General features: G+C 60.8%; 16 protein-coding genes. 9 read left to right on the top strand and 7 right to left on the bottom strand.

The features are described 5' to 3' along the window. The first annotated feature begins 273 nt into the window (after positions 1–273). Positions 274–1,443 carry a serine-type D-Ala-D-Ala carboxypeptidase DacD gene (gene dacD / locus ACJ8J4_RS03990; RefSeq protein ID WP_089180971.1) on the top strand — a complete coding sequence of 390 codons (1,170 nt, stop codon included), beginning with the start codon at positions 274–276 and terminating at the stop codon, positions 1,441–1,443. A 64-nt stretch (positions 1,444–1,507) separates the two neighbouring features. Continuing rightward, complete coding sequence (locus ACJ8J4_RS03985; protein WP_089195936.1) at positions 1,508–2,413, top strand: LysR family transcriptional regulator; 906 nt, start codon at positions 1,508–1,510, stop codon at positions 2,411–2,413. A 43-nt stretch (positions 2,414–2,456) separates the two neighbouring features. Here the strand turns inward: ACJ8J4_RS03985 and ACJ8J4_RS03980 are convergent, their stop codons facing one another. Then, positions 2,457–3,641 (bottom strand): CMD domain-containing protein, encoded by a 1,185-nt coding sequence (locus ACJ8J4_RS03980; protein ID WP_049295717.1) that lies wholly within the window; start codon positions 3,639–3,641, stop codon positions 2,457–2,459. 17 nt (positions 3,642–3,658) lie between these two features. On the opposite strand from ACJ8J4_RS03980, the gene ACJ8J4_RS03975 reads away from it, so the two are divergent. Further along, entirely contained in the window at positions 3,659–3,916 is a 258-nt protein-coding gene (locus ACJ8J4_RS03975) for a hypothetical protein (RefSeq protein ID WP_141998194.1), read from the top strand. Positions 3,917–4,065: 149 nt separating this feature from the next. Here the strand turns inward: ACJ8J4_RS03975 and sapF are convergent, their stop codons facing one another. From sapF to sapA, 5 genes are read right to left on the bottom strand one after another with little or no spacing between them, the layout of a single operon-like run. Then, a complete protein-coding gene (gene sapF / locus ACJ8J4_RS03970; RefSeq protein WP_016927550.1) occupies positions 4,066–4,878 on the bottom strand; it encodes a putrescine export ABC transporter ATP-binding protein SapF in 813 nt (270 codons plus the stop codon). 1 nt (position 4,879) lies between these two features. Then, the gene (gene sapD / locus ACJ8J4_RS03965; protein ID WP_019452674.1) at positions 4,880–5,872 is read right to left on the bottom strand and encodes a putrescine export ABC transporter ATP-binding protein SapD; all 993 of its coding nucleotides are present in this window, start codon (positions 5,870–5,872) and stop codon (positions 4,880–4,882) included. Then, complete coding sequence (gene sapC / locus ACJ8J4_RS03960) at positions 5,872–6,762, bottom strand: putrescine export ABC transporter permease SapC (RefSeq protein ID WP_004930580.1); 891 nt, start codon at positions 6,760–6,762, stop codon at positions 5,872–5,874. The genes sapD and sapC overlap by 1 nt, the downstream gene beginning before the upstream one ends. Then, positions 6,749–7,714, bottom strand: a complete 966-nt coding sequence (sapB, locus tag ACJ8J4_RS03955; protein ID WP_004930575.1) for a putrescine export ABC transporter permease SapB — start codon at positions 7,712–7,714, stop codon at positions 6,749–6,751. The genes sapC and sapB overlap by 14 nt, the downstream gene beginning before the upstream one ends. Next, on the bottom strand, positions 7,711–9,360 hold the full coding sequence (sapA, locus tag ACJ8J4_RS03950; RefSeq protein WP_025303005.1) for an ABC transporter substrate-binding protein SapA: 1,650 nt from the start codon (positions 9,358–9,360) through the stop codon (positions 7,711–7,713). Before sapA ends, sapB begins: the two co-directional genes overlap by 4 nt. A gap of 204 nt (positions 9,361–9,564) precedes the next feature. Between sapA and folE2 the strand changes: the two genes are divergently transcribed. Genes folE2 through zigA form a run of 3 tightly spaced genes read left to right on the top strand, consistent with a single transcriptional unit; the run spans position 9,565 to position 12,239 of the window. Next, positions 9,565–10,491, top strand: a complete 927-nt coding sequence (folE2, locus tag ACJ8J4_RS03945; protein WP_442515990.1) for a GTP cyclohydrolase FolE2 — start codon at positions 9,565–9,567, stop codon at positions 10,489–10,491. Further along, positions 10,481–11,041, top strand: coding sequence for a carbonate dehydratase (locus tag ACJ8J4_RS03940; RefSeq protein WP_025303003.1), 561 nt, complete (start codon positions 10,481–10,483; stop codon positions 11,039–11,041). The genes folE2 and ACJ8J4_RS03940 overlap by 11 nt, the downstream gene beginning before the upstream one ends. A 10-nt stretch (positions 11,042–11,051) precedes the next feature. Then, positions 11,052–12,239 carry a zinc metallochaperone GTPase ZigA gene (zigA, locus tag ACJ8J4_RS03935; protein WP_197835967.1) on the top strand — a complete coding sequence of 396 codons (1,188 nt, stop codon included), beginning with the start codon at positions 11,052–11,054 and terminating at the stop codon, positions 12,237–12,239. 194 nt (positions 12,240–12,433) lie between these two features. On the opposite strand, the gene pspF is transcribed toward zigA, so the two are convergent. After that, positions 12,434–13,441: a phage shock protein operon transcriptional activator gene (pspF, locus tag ACJ8J4_RS03930; protein ID WP_025303001.1), complete on the bottom strand. Its 1,008-nt coding sequence runs from the start codon at positions 13,439–13,441 to the stop codon at positions 12,434–12,436. A 184-nt stretch (positions 13,442–13,625) separates the two neighbouring features. Here pspF and pspA point away from each other — a divergent pair, with 184 nt between their 5' ends. From pspA to pspC, 3 genes are all read left to right on the top strand, one after another. Beyond that, a complete protein-coding gene (gene pspA, locus ACJ8J4_RS03925; protein WP_193402309.1) occupies positions 13,626–14,291 on the top strand; it encodes a phage shock protein PspA in 666 nt (221 codons plus the stop codon). A 63-nt stretch (positions 14,292–14,354) separates the two neighbouring features. Then, positions 14,355–14,582 carry an envelope stress response membrane protein PspB gene (gene pspB, locus ACJ8J4_RS03920; RefSeq protein WP_004930553.1) on the top strand — a complete coding sequence of 76 codons (228 nt, stop codon included), beginning with the start codon at positions 14,355–14,357 and terminating at the stop codon, positions 14,580–14,582. Further along, a complete protein-coding gene (gene pspC, locus ACJ8J4_RS03915; protein WP_004930552.1) occupies positions 14,582–14,941 on the top strand; it encodes an envelope stress response membrane protein PspC in 360 nt (119 codons plus the stop codon). Before pspB ends, pspC begins: the two co-directional genes overlap by 1 nt. Positions 14,942–14,978: the final 37 nt, after the last annotated feature.

Here is a 14,978-nt window from a genome sequence, read left to right as displayed (position 1 = left end):
TCGCAGGTGGTTGTAGCTAAAAAGTAAACGCTTTTTTATGCGTCTTGCGTATTTATGTCACAAGTTTAGGGGCGTGGCAGGCAGGCGTCTAATCGAATGGGGCAATGGCGGCATAGAGCGTATCTATCGCAGGCGGACGCTGACCTAAACAAATGGTTGCATAAAGACACCCGCTGCAAAAGAGTAATGGTTTCGTCTGAAAGTGAATTCATGCAGTCTATCTCGCGGATTATATTGGCATTTTATTCAGCCTGCGGGCCTGAGGAACACAGCGTGAAGCGTTCAGTATCAGTGGTGATCGGCGGTATATTACTGCCTTTAGCGGCGCAGGCGGCGGAAACGACGCCCCATTTTCCCACCATGACCCCACCGGCGATAGACGCCGCCTCTTACGTTTTGATGGATTACACTACCGGCCAGGTACTGGCGGCCGACAATGCCGACGAACGGCGCAACCCGGCCAGCTTGACCAAACTCATGACCGGGTTGGTGATCGACCACGCGCTCGATCAGCACAAGATTGGCCTCGACGATGTCGTCACCGTGGGGAAAGACGCCTGGGCGCAGGGCAACCCGGTGTTCAAAGGCTCTTCGTTGATGTTCCTGAAGCCTGGTGACAGGGTCACGGTTCGCGATCTCAGCCGCGGCATCATCATCGATTCCGGCAACGATGCCTGCGTGGCGATGGCGGACTATGTGGCGGGCAGCCAGGCCAACTTCGTCAAGCTGATGAACGAGAAGAGCGCGCAGCTGGGCCTGCAGAACACCCATTTCGAAACGGTACACGGGCTGGATGCGCCGGGGCAATTCACCACCGCCGGCGATCTGGCGGTGATTGCGCGCGCCATCATCATGAGTGAGCCGGCGGAATACCACATGTACAGCGAGAAATCGCTGACCTGGAACGGTATCACGCAGCAGAACCGCAACGGCCTGCTGTGGGATAAGACGCTGCACGTCGATGGGTTGAAAACTGGGCACACCGCCTCGGCCGGCTTCAACATCATCGCCTCCGCCACCGAAGGGGATCGCCGCCTGATTGCCGTGGTGATGGGCGGCAAAAGTTCCAAAGGCCGCGAGGAACAGGCGCGCAAGCTGCTGAGCTGGGGGCTGCGCGACTTTACCACGGTACACCTGTTCAGCGCCGGCCAGAGCCTGGGGGAAGAGCCAGTCTGGTACGGCGAGAATCACCGGTTACCGGTCGGCAGCGTGCAAGAGCAGTCGCTCAGCCTGCCAAAAAACGAAGCGGACAAGCTGAAGGCGCAGTACGTGATCAATACCGCGCGGCTGGAAGCGCCGATTGGTAAAGGGCAAACCGTCGGCGAGATCCGCATCAGCGACAATGGCCAGGTAGTGAAAACCCTACCGCTGGTGGCGCTGCAGGCGGTACCGCAGGGCGGCGTGTTCTCGCGCCTGGTGGATTACGTGAAGCTGAGGCTCTGACTCGTCGGGCGGGCGGCGGCCCCCGGTGGTATACTGGTGCGAATGCCGATCATTGAGCTGCGCTATGGATATTAAACAACTGATTTATTTGTGCAATCTGGAACGAGAGCGCCACTTCGGCCGGGCGGCGGAGGCCAGCTTCGTCAGCCAGCCGACGCTATCCATGCGATTGAAAAATTTGGAAAAAGAGCTGGGCGTTTCGCTGATTAACCGCGGCAACCATTTCGGCGGTTTTACCGCCGAAGGCGAGCGGGTGTTGGCGTGGGCGCGTGAGATCGTCTCGGTTTATCAGGGGCTGAAGCTGGAAGTGGAGTCGCTCAAGCACGGTTTGCACGGCACGCTGCGCCTCGGCGTGGTGCCGCAGTGCAGTATCTCGGTATCGGAAATGCTCAAGGCGGTCAGCGAACGTTACCCGCATCTCGATTACCGGCTGGCGGTGCTGAGCGCTGATCAGCTGCTGGAGGCGCTGACGGCGCACACCGTCGACATCGGCATCGGCTTTTTCGAGCTGTCGACCTTGAAGGAGCTGCATTTCCAATCGCAACCGCTGGTGGAAACCGGCGTCGAGCTGGTATTTCATCCGCAACATTTCCCGAAGCTGGTGGGCGATACGCCGTTGCCGCTGGAGGCGGTGGCCGCCTTGCCGTTGTGTCTCGCCGAGCCGACGCGTTATTTCCGCCGCTATCTCGATCAACACTTTCGCGACGCCGGGTTGACGCTGCACCCGCGGCTTGAGACCGCGTCGATCTTCCAACTGCTCGAAGGTATTTTCGTCGGTTTGGGCTGCGGACTGTTCCCGCGCGGCCAGCTGCAATCGCCGTTGATGCCGGCGTTGCAGCGGCGTCCGGTGGCCATCGGCGCCATGCCGCGTCATGCGGCGGTGGTCGTCGATATGGCGGAGCGCGCTACGCCGTTGGCGCAAAAGTTCTTCGATGCCGCCAGCGAGTGGCTGCGTCAGCAGAATGTCTAAAACGCGCCGTATTGCGGCCGGTAATAAGGCCGCATAGCGGTATTCAGTCGGCGGTGATGGAAGATGTTGCATCGCCCAACGTTTGGCGCAGGCGATTTTCCCAGGCGTAGAGTGCGGCGGTGAGGATCACTTCCAGCGCCTGCGCCTGATTCAGACCGCTGTTGAACAACGGCTGCACGCTCTGCGGGGTAAATTTCTCCGGTGCGCGCGTCAGCTCGGCGGCGGTGTGGATCACCGCGCGTTTGACCGTATCCTCGGTAGAGGCCAATCCCTGAGGCAGCCCGGTGAACAGCGCCTGTACCAATCCGTCATCCTGCATTTCATGCGCCACCGTGGCCGCGCAGTAACGGCTGCCGTTGATGCGCGAGACCACCAGCGTCGCCAGCGCCTTCAGGCGGCTCGATAACCCATACCCTTCGGCATTGATGCCATTGAACACGCCGTTGCGTTCGCGCAGTGCGGCGGCATCGTGCGCTAACAGCAGATAATAAGATTCGGCGCGCGCCTGCGGGTGGCTCTGATCCAACACGTCAAGCTGTTCGGCGGCGGCGGTTTCCGTGTCGATCGGCGGCAGCCGCGCAGTCCAGCTCAGTTCTTCGGTACTGAAAGCGACGCCATCGGCGTCTTCGACATTCGGGAAGCCGGGCACCACTACCGCCGGTCGGCCGGCTAACGCCGCGATGCCAGCTACCACACGCGCCTGATAGCTGACAAAACCGATGATTTGCGAAAAGGTGACGATATCCGCAGGGCTCAGCCCGACGTCGACAAGCTGTTGCAGCGCCTTGCGGCAAATCAGCGTGGGTTGGCTGGCAAGCTGGCGGGCATATTGGGTGATCTGGGCGAGCCGGATATTGCTTTCTCGGGAGGCGTCCGGGCTGTGCAGCGGGGCGAGGCGGGCGGCATAGTGGCTACAGAGGGACTGCACGCCGGTCACCTGAGCGACGGTCAGTGCGGTGCTGAGGCGATCGTAGGGTGACAATGTCACGTATCGTGATAGCGACACCTGGTCGGGAAACAGGGCGTGGTAACCGGCCAGTGAGGCGTTGAATACCCCGGCGCGGGCGCCGAGCGCGCTGTTTAACGCTTCATCGGCGAAGGCACCCAGCCCCAGCAGAAAACGATCGCGCAGGGTAGCCGCCTGCGGCTCCAACGGCGTATCGCCCCGCACGCTGCTTTGGGTTTCGTGATACCACTGGGCATTATGTTGTCGACGGAGTCGTTCCATAGGGTCAATCCTTAATCATGATCAACAACCACCGCTGCGTACGGCAGCGGTGGCTGGACAAAGAGGCAACATGCCCGCAGGCGGGGCGAAAGGCGGATTTAGCGCAGCTCATCGCAGTACAGCGCGTGGCCGTAAACAGAGAAACCGGTGGCCAGCGTGAGAAGAAACTGCGCGAGGCGGCGATGGCGAAGGCTGTTCATCAGTGCGATATCCTGTCGTATGAGAGGCTCAACGTAGGGGATATCCTCACCGATCGCCCTGGCGAGATAAAATAATGTTACGGACTAATCAATAACTGAAAGGAATAAAATATAAGGATATATAACAAGAATGTAATTTGTATGTGCATTTTCTCGCTAAGCGACCGAGGCGCGCAGCAATAAAAAACCCGCCGCAGCGGGTTTGTTGCAGGCCAGGACGGGGCTCAGAAACGGCCGCCGTCGCGTCGCCAGGCGTCGGCGGTCAGCGCCTCGCCGAAGTGGCTGGCGATAAGACGCTTGGTCAATTCGTGCAGCGGCGCCGCCAACACCTCGGCGGTGCTGCCACGTTCGACGATTTCCCCTTCGTGCATCACCAGCACCTGGTCGCTGATATGCTTCATCATGCCGAGGTGCTGGGTGACGTAGATATAGGAAATGCCGTGTTTTTCCTGCAGTTCCAGCATCAGGTTGATGATTTGCGAGCGCATCGACATGTCCAGCGAGGCCAGCGCCTCATCGGCGACGATCACCTTCGGCTGCAGGATCAGCGCACGGGCCAGCGCGACGCGCTGTTTTTGCCCGGAAGCCAGCATGTGCGGATAGTAGTAAGCGTGATCCGGCAGCATGCCGACCTGGCGCAGCGTCTGGTTGATACGCTGCTCGCGCTCGGCGGGTTCCAGATCGGTGTTCAACCGCAGCGGCGCATCCAGCAGCTGGCCGATGCGCTGACGCGGGTTGAGCGAGGTGCTCGGATCCTGAAAAATCATACGAATGCGCTGGCTGCGGTAGCGATAATCACCGAACGCCAGCGGATGATCGTCGATCAGCAGTTCGCCGGCGGTCGGTTCCACCATGCCGGAGAGCATTTTCGCCAGCGTGGATTTGCCAGAGCCGTTCTCACCGATCACCGCCAGCGTCTGACCTTCACGCAGGGTAAAGCTGACGGATTTCACCGCCTCGACGTGCTGACGGCGGAACAGCCCGGTGCGGTAGCGGTAGGTTTTGCTCAGGTTGCGCACTTCCAACAGCGTTTCCATGTTATTGCTCCTCCATGTTCAGCGGGAAGTGGCAGGCGAAGAAGTGGTTTTTGACCGGGCGCAGGCGCGGCGTTTCGATGCACTTCTTCTGCGCGTAAGGGCAGCGTGGCCCCAGGCGGCAGCCGATCGGCAGGTGTTCCAGTGAAGGAATGGCGCCCGGTAGCGTGTTCAACCGGCTTTTGTGCGGCAGCGAGCGGCCGAAGTCCGGCATGGCGCGGATCAGCGCCTGGGTATAAGGGTGGTGCGGCGCCGCCAGCAACTCTTCGCACTGGGCGCTTTCCACCGTTTGCCCGCAGTACAAGACGTTCACCCGGTCGGCCCACTTGCTCATCATCTGCAGGTCGTGGCTGATCAGCAGAATGGTGGTGTTGTTGTTCTGGTTGAGGCGCGCCAACAGGCGGAAAATCTGCGCCTGAGTGGTCGGCTCCATGGCATTGGTCGGCTCATCGGCGATCAGCAGGCGCGGCTGGTTGGCCAGCGCGATGGCGATCATCACTTTCTGGCACTCGCCCTCGGTCAGCTCGTACGGGAAGCTGCCCATGATGTCGTCGTGATCCTTGATGCCGACGCGGTGCAGCAGTTCGATGGCGCGGCGTTTGCGCCAGTTGAAGCGTTGCCACCAGCGGCCCTTGTAGGTCCAGCCCGGTATGGCCTGCGCCAGCTGGCGGCCGATGCTTTCGGAAGGATCGAGACAGGACTGCGGCTCCTGGAAGATCATCGAGACGTTGTGGCCCACCAGCCTGCGCCGCTCGCGCGGGCTTAGCTGCAGCAGGTCGATGTCGTCGAAGCGAAAGCGATCGGCGGTGACGCGCCAGTTGTCTTTGGTCACGCCGCAGATGGCCTTGGCGATCAGGCTCTTGCCGGAGCCCGATTCACCCACCAGGCCGCGCACCTCGCCCTCGGTCAGCGTCATGCTGACGCGATCGACCGCCTTGACCGGCCCTTCGGCGGTCATAAATTCAATCGTCAGATTGCGGATATCGAGTAACGGCATTATTCCACCCCGGCATTGATTGCGCGGCGCATACCGTCGCCTAACAGGTTAACCAGCAGCACGCTGACGAGGATGGCCGCGCCGGGCAGCATCACCGTCCAGGGCGCAACGTACACCAGCTCGAGCGAATCGCCGAGCATCGCTCCCCATTCCGGCGAAGGCAGCTGCGCGCCGAGATCGAGGAAGCCGAGTGCGGCGATATCCAAAATGGCCATCGACAGCGCGCGGGTGAATTCGGTCACCAACACCGCCGCGATGTTCGGCATGACCGCGTACCATAAGATCTGCAGCGTGGAAGCGCCGTCAAGCCGGGCCGCCACCACGTACTCTTTCTCCAGTTCGTCGTGCACCGCGCTGTAGATAGTGCGCACCATGCGCGGCAACAAGGCGAGCCACACTGCCAGCATGGCGTGTTCAAGTTTGGGGCCGATAAACGCCACCACCACGATCGCCAGCAGCAGCGAGGGAATCGACAGCAGGGTATCGAGGATGTGGTTGAGCACCGCCGAGCGCAGCCCGTGGGTGACGCCGGCGAACACGCCGAGGATCACCCCGCAGAACGCCGCGGCCAGCGTCACCGCCAGCGCGGAGCCGAAGGTGGCGGCGGTGCCGGTCAATAGGCGACTAAGGATGTCGCGCCCGAGATCGTCGGTGCCGAGGAAAAACGACACGTTGCCATAGCGCGACCACGACGGCGGCAGCAGCTGATAACCAAGGAACTGCTGATCCAGCGCGTAGGGCGCCAGCAGGCTGCCGAACAGCGACAGTAGCAGCAGGGCGATCACCCCGTAAAAACCGATCATCGCCAGCGCGTCGCCATAGAAAATCCGCCAGGTGTAGCGCAGCGGGCTCGGCATCTTTTTCTCGCGGTATACGTTATCGAAGGGCATACCATTCCTTATGTTTCAGCGGGTTGGTTGCCGCACCCAGAATGTCGGCCAGAACGTTAATGGTGATCACCAGTGTGCCGACCACCATGACGCCGGCGGAAATTGCCGCATAGTCCTGCTGGCGAATTGCGTTGATCAGCCACCGGCCGAGGCCTGGCCAACTGAACACCACTTCGGTGATCATCGCCAGCGTGAGCATGGTGGAGAACTGCAGCCCCAGCTTGGGCACGATCGGCGGCAGCGCGTTGTGCAACACGTGGCGACGAATGATGGTGAAGCGCGACAGGCCGCGGGTGGCGGCGGCCTTGATGTAGTTTTGGCTCAGCACGTCGTCGGTGCTGATGCGCATCAGCCGCACCACTTCGGTGGTGGGCGCCACCGCCAGCGCGGCGATCGGCAGGATCATGTGGCGCAGGGCGCTGCCGATCATCTCGGCGCGATACGGCGAGTCCGACAGCCAGGCGTCGATCAGCGCGAAACCGGTGATAGGCTTCACCTGATACAGCAGATCGAAACGGCCGGAAACCGGCAGCCAGCCGAGATGCAGCGAGAAGAACAGCATCAGCAGCAGCGCCAGCCAGAACACCGGCATTGAAAAGCCCAGCAGCGCGAAGGTGCTGATGGCGGTGTCCTGCCACTTGCCGCGCAGCACGCCGGCGATGATGCCCAGCGGAATGCCGATAAACAGCGCCAGGGCGAACGCCAGCAGGCACAGTTCCATGGTGGCCGGGAATACTTCGCGCAGCTGTTCGCTGATCGCCTGGCCGTTGATGCTGGAGACGCCGAAGTCCCAATGGAGCAGGCTGACGAAGTAGAACTGATAGGCGTCCAGCAGGGCGGCGCCGTTCAGCGGCGCGCGCGGCGTGAAATAGCTCAGGCTGAAGCTGACCAGCGTCAGGAAGAACAGCGTGATCAGCAGCAGCAGAATGCGGCGCAGGGTAAAGATAATCACTTGTTCACCTCCGGCGCGGATTCACGGTACACCCCGGCGAACGAGGCGTTGCCGAACGGGCTCAACACCAATCCCTTGATGTCGTAGCGGTAGGCCTGCAGACGCAAAGAAGAGGCCAGCGGCAGCACCGGCAGTTGCTGCTCGAGGATTTTCTGCGCCTTGCGGTAGTTGTCGATGCGCTGAGACAGCTGCTGCGACAACAGCGCGTTCTGCAGCACCTCGTCGAAGCCTGGGTCACACCAGTGAGCATAGTTGGTTTGCGAACGGATTGCCGCGCAGCTCAGCAGCGGCCGGAAGAAGCTGTCCGGGTCGTTGCTGTCGGTGGCCCAGCCGGTCAGGGTCAGATCGTGGTTCATTTCCATCAGGCGCGCCTCTTGGAAACGGCCTTCTACCGGCACGATGGTGACGTTGATGCCCACCTGGCCGAGATCGGCCTGGATCAGCTCGGCGGTTTTCAGCGGGCTCGGGTTGTAAGACTGCGAGGCGGTCGGCACCCACAGCTTCAGGTTCAGCTGGCCGACGCCGGCCTGCCGCAGCATCTCGCGCGATTTGGCCGGATCGTACTCGGTGACGTGCGCGTCGTTGTCATAGGCCCAGGAGGCGCGCGGCAAGATTGAGGCGGCGGTTTCCGCCGTGCCGTAATAGATCGACTGCATCAATCGTTGGTTGTTGATCGCCAGCGAAATCGCCTGGCGCACATTGAGGTTGTCGAGCGGCGGTTTGCGGGTGTTGAACGCCAGATAGGCGATGTTCATCCCAGGGCGCAGCGTCAGGCGCAGGCGCGGATCGTCGCGCAGGATCGACAGCTGGCTGGCCGCCGGATAAGCCAGTACGTCGCACTCGCCGGTCAGCAGCTTGGAGAGGCGGCCGGTGCCGCCGGCGCCCAGATCGATCACCACCTGCGGCATGCGCGGCAGGCCTTTCCAGTAGGCGGCGTTGCGCGCCAGGCGAATATATTGCCCCGAGCGGTATTCGTTGAGCAGGAACGGGCCGCTGCCGACCGGCTCGCGGTCGATCAGCTCCTGATGGCCTTGGCGCGTCAGCGTGTCGGCGTATTCGGCGGACAGCACCGGCGCGTAGTGGGTCGCCAGGTGCCACAGGAACGAGGCGTCCGGTGACTGCAGGCGAATCTCCACCGTGTAGTCGTCGAGCTTTCTCACGCTCTGCACCGAATCGCCGAACTGCAGGCTGTCGAAATAGGGGTATTCGCCACCGTTGACGTCGTGATACGGGTGTTTTTGGTCAAATACGCGCGCGAAGCTGAACACCACGTCGTCGGCGTTCATCTTGCGGGTGGGCGTAAACCAGGCGGTGGTCTGGAACGGTACGTCCTTGCGCAGATGGAAGCGGTAGGTGGCGCCGTTGTCCAGCACCTCCCAGCTTTGCGCCAGTTCGGGGATCAGCCGGTAGGTGTACGGGTCGACGTCCAGCAGGCGATCGTACAGCTGGGCGGCCAGGGTATCCACCGTCAGGCCGCTGCTGGCCATTTGCGGGTTGAAGGTATTCAGTATGCCGCTGACGCAATAAACAAAGCCGCTCTGGCGAATGTCCGGCAGCGGCGCCGCGCTGGGCACGGGCGGTGTTGTCGCGGCCAGGGCAGAGCCCGTCAGGCACAACGACAGTATCCAAAAGGGTAAACCACGCATAGAGGCTCATGGGTTAATCAGCAATAGCGTTAGTGTATCGTACTCTGACCAGCAGCCCAATCCATTGAACAAAATCGCTGAGTTTTCTGCGACTTGATTAATCAGGCCGTTCAGCGGCAAGAAAAAAGTTTTTCATGTTATGTTATAATATAACAAAACCGTGTTACCGTTCCCCGGCAAAGTCACAATAACGCAAGGGGATGTATGAACGAAGTTGCACTTCCACCACGCCGTTCGCTGCCGGACGCTCAGGCATGGCGCGGCGAAATGAGTGATGTCGGGCTCGATTGGGTCGGGATGCAAGGGATCGCGCTGCCGCTGGAACTGGCTGGCAAGCCATTGATGGCGAAGGTCGACGCCGGCATCAACCTGCGCGCCGAAGCGGCGGGCGAACGCGGTATTCACATGTCGCGGCTGTATCTGGCGCTGGACGAATTGACGCAGGGCGAGCTGACGCCGCAGCGCATCGGCCGGACGCTGCAGGCCTTTCTGGATTCGCAGCCAGAACACAGCGATCGCGCCAGCTTGTCGATCGGCGGCGAGCTGTTGCTGTCACGTCCGGCGCTGCTGTCGCCACAGCGTGGCTGGAAGGCTTACCCACTGCGCATCGAGGCCACCCTGGCAGGCACGCTGACGCTGGCGCTGACCGTCGGCGTGCCTTATTCCTTTACCTGCCCGAGTTCGGCGGCGCTCAGCCGTCAGTTGGCGCAGCAACAGTTTCAGTTTGATTTTGAACAGGCGGCGGAGCGGGTCAGCCAACGCCAGGTGAGCGAGTGGCTGCTGGAGCAAGGTATGCCGGCCACGCCCCACAGCCAACGCAGCTGGGCCTGGATCACCGTGACGCCCGAGAATGAACGGGCGTTCGAACCGGTGAAACTGATTGACCGCATCGAACACGCGCTGGGCACGCCGGTACAAACGCTGGTGAAACGCCGCGACGAGCAGGCCTTCGCATTAGCCAACGGTCAGAACCTGATGTTTTGCGAGGACGCGGCGCGCCGTCTGTATGGCATGCTGCGCAGCCAGTGCGACTACCGCGCTTTTTCGCTGCGCGTCGAGCATCAGGAGAGCCTGCATGCCCACAATGCGGTGGCGGAGCTGAGCTGGCGGGGAGAACACCATGCTGCGTAAAAATCCCAGCGGCCATCTGCCGCAGGTCTCGCCGCTGGCCTACATCGATCCCACCGCCATTATTTGCGGCCGGGTGATCGTCGAAGATTTCGTCTACGTCGGGCCGTATGCGGTAATTCGCGCCGACGAGTTGAACGCCGCCGGCGACATGGAACCTATCGTCATCGGCTCGCACTCCAATATTCAGGACGGTGTGGTGATCCATTCCAAGAGCGGGGCGGCGGTCACCATTGGCCGTTACAGCTCTATCGCCCACCGCGCCATCGTTCACGGCCCGTGTCGCATCGACGATCGGGTATTTATCGGTTTCAACAGCGTGCTGTTCAACTGCCACATCCAGTCCGGCTGCGTGGTGCGTTATAACGCGGTGGTGGATGGCGTGACGCTGCCGGAAAACCGCTATATCCCCTCGACCGAGCGCGTGGGGCCGGACAGCGACCTGTCGCGCTATCGCCAGGTCGACCGCGGCGCGCTGCAGTTTTCGGAAGAAGTGGCCGCCACCAACGTCGAGCTGGTGCGCGGTTACCAGGCATTACGCAATGAATTTTAGTGAGGCTCTCATGAAACAACTTCCCGTGACCGTGCTTTCCGGCTTTCTCGGCGCCGGCAAGACCACGGTGCTGAACCACATCCTGAACAACCGGCAGGGCATGCGCGTGGCGGTGATCGTCAACGACATGAGCGAGGTGAATATCGACGCCGCGCTGGTGGAGAATGAAGTGCACCTCGATCGCCAGCAGGAAAAGCTGGTGGAGATGAGCAACGGCTGCATCTGCTGTACGCTGCGCGAAGACCTGCTGGTGTCGGTGCGCGAGCTGGCGCAGGACGGGCGCTTCGATTATCTGCTGATCGAATCGAGCGGCATCTCCGAACCGCTGCCGGTGGCGGAAACCTTTACTTTCGAGGATGAAGAAGGGGAAAGCCTGTCGCAGTTCGCCCGGCTGGATACCCTGGTGACGGTGGTCGACGGGGTAAATTTCATCCAGCAATATCAGCAGGCGCAAAGCCTGCAGGAGGCCGGTCAAAGCCTGGGCGAGGACGATCTGCGCAGCGTGGCGGACCTGTTGATTGAGCAGATCGAATTCTGCGACGTGATCCTGGTCAGCAAAACCGATCTATTGACGCCAACCCAGCAGGGCGAAGTGATGGCGCTGCTGGCCAGCCTGAACCCCGACGCCCGCATTGTGCCGATCGCGCCGGGCAAACTGCCGCTGGAGGTAGTGCTGAATACCGGCAGCTTCAGCTTTGAAAAGGCTCAGCAGGCACCCGGCTGGCTGAAAGAGCTGCGCGGCGAACACGTGCCGGAAACGGAAAGCTACGGCATCAGTAGCTTTGTCTATCAGGCGCGGCGGCCGTTTGCGCCGGACAAGTTCTACCGCGTGATCAACGGCGACTGGGGAGGCGGCAAGCTGCTGCGGTCGAAGGGCTTCTTCTGGCTGGCGACGCGGCCGCGGCAGGCCGGGCAGTGGAGCCAGGCGGGCGGCATCGCCCATTATGGCCTCGCGGGCACCTTTTGGCGCGCCATCCCGCAAGACAACTGGCCACAGGATCCCGAAACGCGGGCGCATATTAAGGAGAAATGGGTGGAACCGTTCGGCGACATGCGCCAGGAGCTGGTGTTTATCGGCCAGCATTTACAGCAGGCGACGATCGTGCGTCTGCTGGACGACTGCCTGTTGAGCGACGATGAAATGGCCGCCGGCGTGGACTATTGGCTGGACATGGCAGACCCGTTCCCTGAGTGGTAATTGCGCAATCTTCGTGTGGAGATGAGAAAAATTCTCAACAAAGTGCTTTACAGACGATACTGATAACTATTATCATCGCCTGGCAGTTCACGGAAGGCCACAGTTTGCGGCTCTGATGTGGAAGGCACGACATTGCTCACATTGCTTCCAGTGTTTTTTAAGCCAGCTCGGGTGCTGGCTTTTTTTTTTGCCTGTTATTCCTCGTCCGCTTCGCCGTTTTGCAGCAGCGCATGCTTTTTCAGCATACCGCGCAGCTGATGATAGGTGAGCCCCAGCAGCTGCGCCGCCTTGCGCTGATTGAACCGCCCCTGCTGCAGCGCCGCTTCGATCAATGCCTTCTCCTGCTCCAGCTGCCAGAGTTTCAAATCCAACGGCAGCGGCGGTAACGCGCCGGCGTCTTCAGGAATGGGCGCGACCGGCGTGGCCTCGCGTGGCGCAAACGGGTTGATGACGATCTCATCCAGCGGGCTGTCGCTGTCGCCGTGACGATAGACTGAACGCTCCACCACGTTTTTCAGTTCGCGCACGTTGCCCGGCCAGCCATACTCGAGCAACGTTTGCCTGGCACGTTCGGTAAAGCCGGGAAACAGCGGCAGCGCCAGCTCGCGGCACATTTGAATGGCGAAATGCTCGGCCAACAGCATGATATCGGGCCGCCGTTGGCGCAGTGGCGGCAGTTGCACCACGTCGAACGCCAGCCGATCTAGCAGATCGGCGCGGAATTTGCCCGCCGCCGCCAGCGCCGGCAGATCGTCGTTGGTGGCGCACACCAGGCGCACATCCACCCGCAGCGGCTGGCTGCCGCCCACGCGTTCCAGCTGGCCGTATTCGATCACCCGCAGCAATTTCTCCTGCACCAGCATCGGTGCGGTCGCCAGCTCATCGAGGAACAGCGTACCGCCGTCGGCGCGTTCGAAGCGGCCCAGATGGCGCTTTTGGGCGCCGGTAAACGCGCCGGCCTCGTGGCCGAACAGTTCGGAATCCAGCAGGTTTTCATTCAGCGCCGCGCAGTTAAGCGAGATGAACGGCCCTTGCCAACGGTTGGAGAGGTAGTGCAGACGGTGGGCGATCAACTCCTTGCCGGTGCCGCGTTCGCCGATCACCAGCACCGGCTTGTTCAGCTTGGCGACCTGGGAGACTTGCTCCAAGACTTCGACAAAGGCGTTTGCTTCGCCCAACAAATTCTCTGGCTGTTCGTTCATGATGAAATTCGCCAATGTTTGGTGAAAATAATCACTCTACAGCAAGCGCGCAGAGAGTCAAAAATAAAGAGTTGTTGTTTTTCAATGAAATAAAAGTTGGCACGGGTTTTGATTATCTCTTTGGGCAAGCTGTACGACTTAACGCGGCGCTTCAGACGCCATCAGAACCAAGAGGAAGTGAATTATGGGTATTTTTTCTCGTTTTGCCGACATCGTGAACGCCAACATCAACACCCTGCTGGACAAGGCGGAAGATCCGCAGAAGCTGGTGCGGTTGATGATCCAAGAGATGGAAGACACGCTGGTTGAAGTTCGCTCTACGTCGGCGCGTGCGCTGGCGGAGAAAAAGCAGCTGCTGCGTCGCATCGAGCAGGGTGAAAACCAGGTCAGTGACTGGCAGGAAAAAGCCGAACTGGCGCTGCGCAAAGATAAAGAAGACTTGGCCCGTGCGGCGCTGATCGAAAAACAAAAGGTGGCCGATCTGATCGCTACGCTGACGCAGGAAGTGTCGACCGTAGAAGAAACGCTGGCGCGCATGAAGAGCGAAATCGGCGAGCTGGAAAACAAGCTGACAGAAACCCGTGCGCGGCAGCAGGCGTTGGCGCTGCGTCATCAGGCCGCATCTTCTTCTCGTGACGTGCGCCGCCAGCTCGACAGCGGCAAGCTGGATGAGGCGATGGCGCGTTTCGAACAGTTCGAACGTCGCATCGACCATATGGAAGCCGAAGCGGAAAGCATCAGCATTGGTAAAAAGAAGTCGCTGGACCAGGAGTTTGCCGAGCTGAAAGCCGACGACGCCATCAGTGAGCAGCTGGCGGCGCTGAAAGCCAAAATGAACCGCTCCGAGTAAGGCGAACCGCGGCCACACGCCGGAGGTGGCCGCCTATCCAGGATCCGATAAGAAGGAACAACAATGAGTGCTTTATTACTTGCCATTCCGCTGACAATTTTCGTGCTGTTTGTCGCGCCGATTTGGCTTTGGCTGCATTACAGCAATCGGCAACAGACCGGCATCCAGCTGAGTCAGCAAGAAATGCAGCGCCTGGCGCAGCTGGCGGAAGACGCCAAACGCATGCGTGAACGCATTCAGGCGCTGGAAGAGATCCTCGATGCGGAACACCCGAACTGGAGACAGTCCTGATGAGCACGACGCTGGGCAGTAAAAAGCTTTATCGCGTTCCCGAAGAAGGCATGGTGAAAGGCGTCTGCGCCGGTTTGGCGCACTATTTCGACGTACCGGTGCGACTGATCCGCGTGATGGTGGTGCTGTCGCTGTTCTTCGGGCTGTTCTTCTTCACGCTGGTGGCCTATATCGCGCTGGTGTTCGTGTTGGATGAAGCGCCGGCCAGCCGTTTCGAAGGCGAGCATCAGAAGACGCCGCGCCAGCTGCTCGATCAGCTGGAGTATGAGTTGGGCAGCGGCGAGCAGCAGCTGCGTCAGGTCGAGCGCTACGTGACGTCCGATACCTTCGGCGTACAGAGCCGTTTCCGCAAGCTGTAACCCTTCTTGCGATACCCGGCCTGCGCAGGCCGGGCAT

Source organism: Serratia sp. CY47280 (assembly GCF_052168655.1).
Classification (GTDB): Bacteria; Pseudomonadota; Gammaproteobacteria; order Enterobacterales; family Enterobacteriaceae; genus Serratia; species Serratia bockelmannii.
This window is presented reverse-complemented; position numbering and strand designations above follow the sequence as displayed.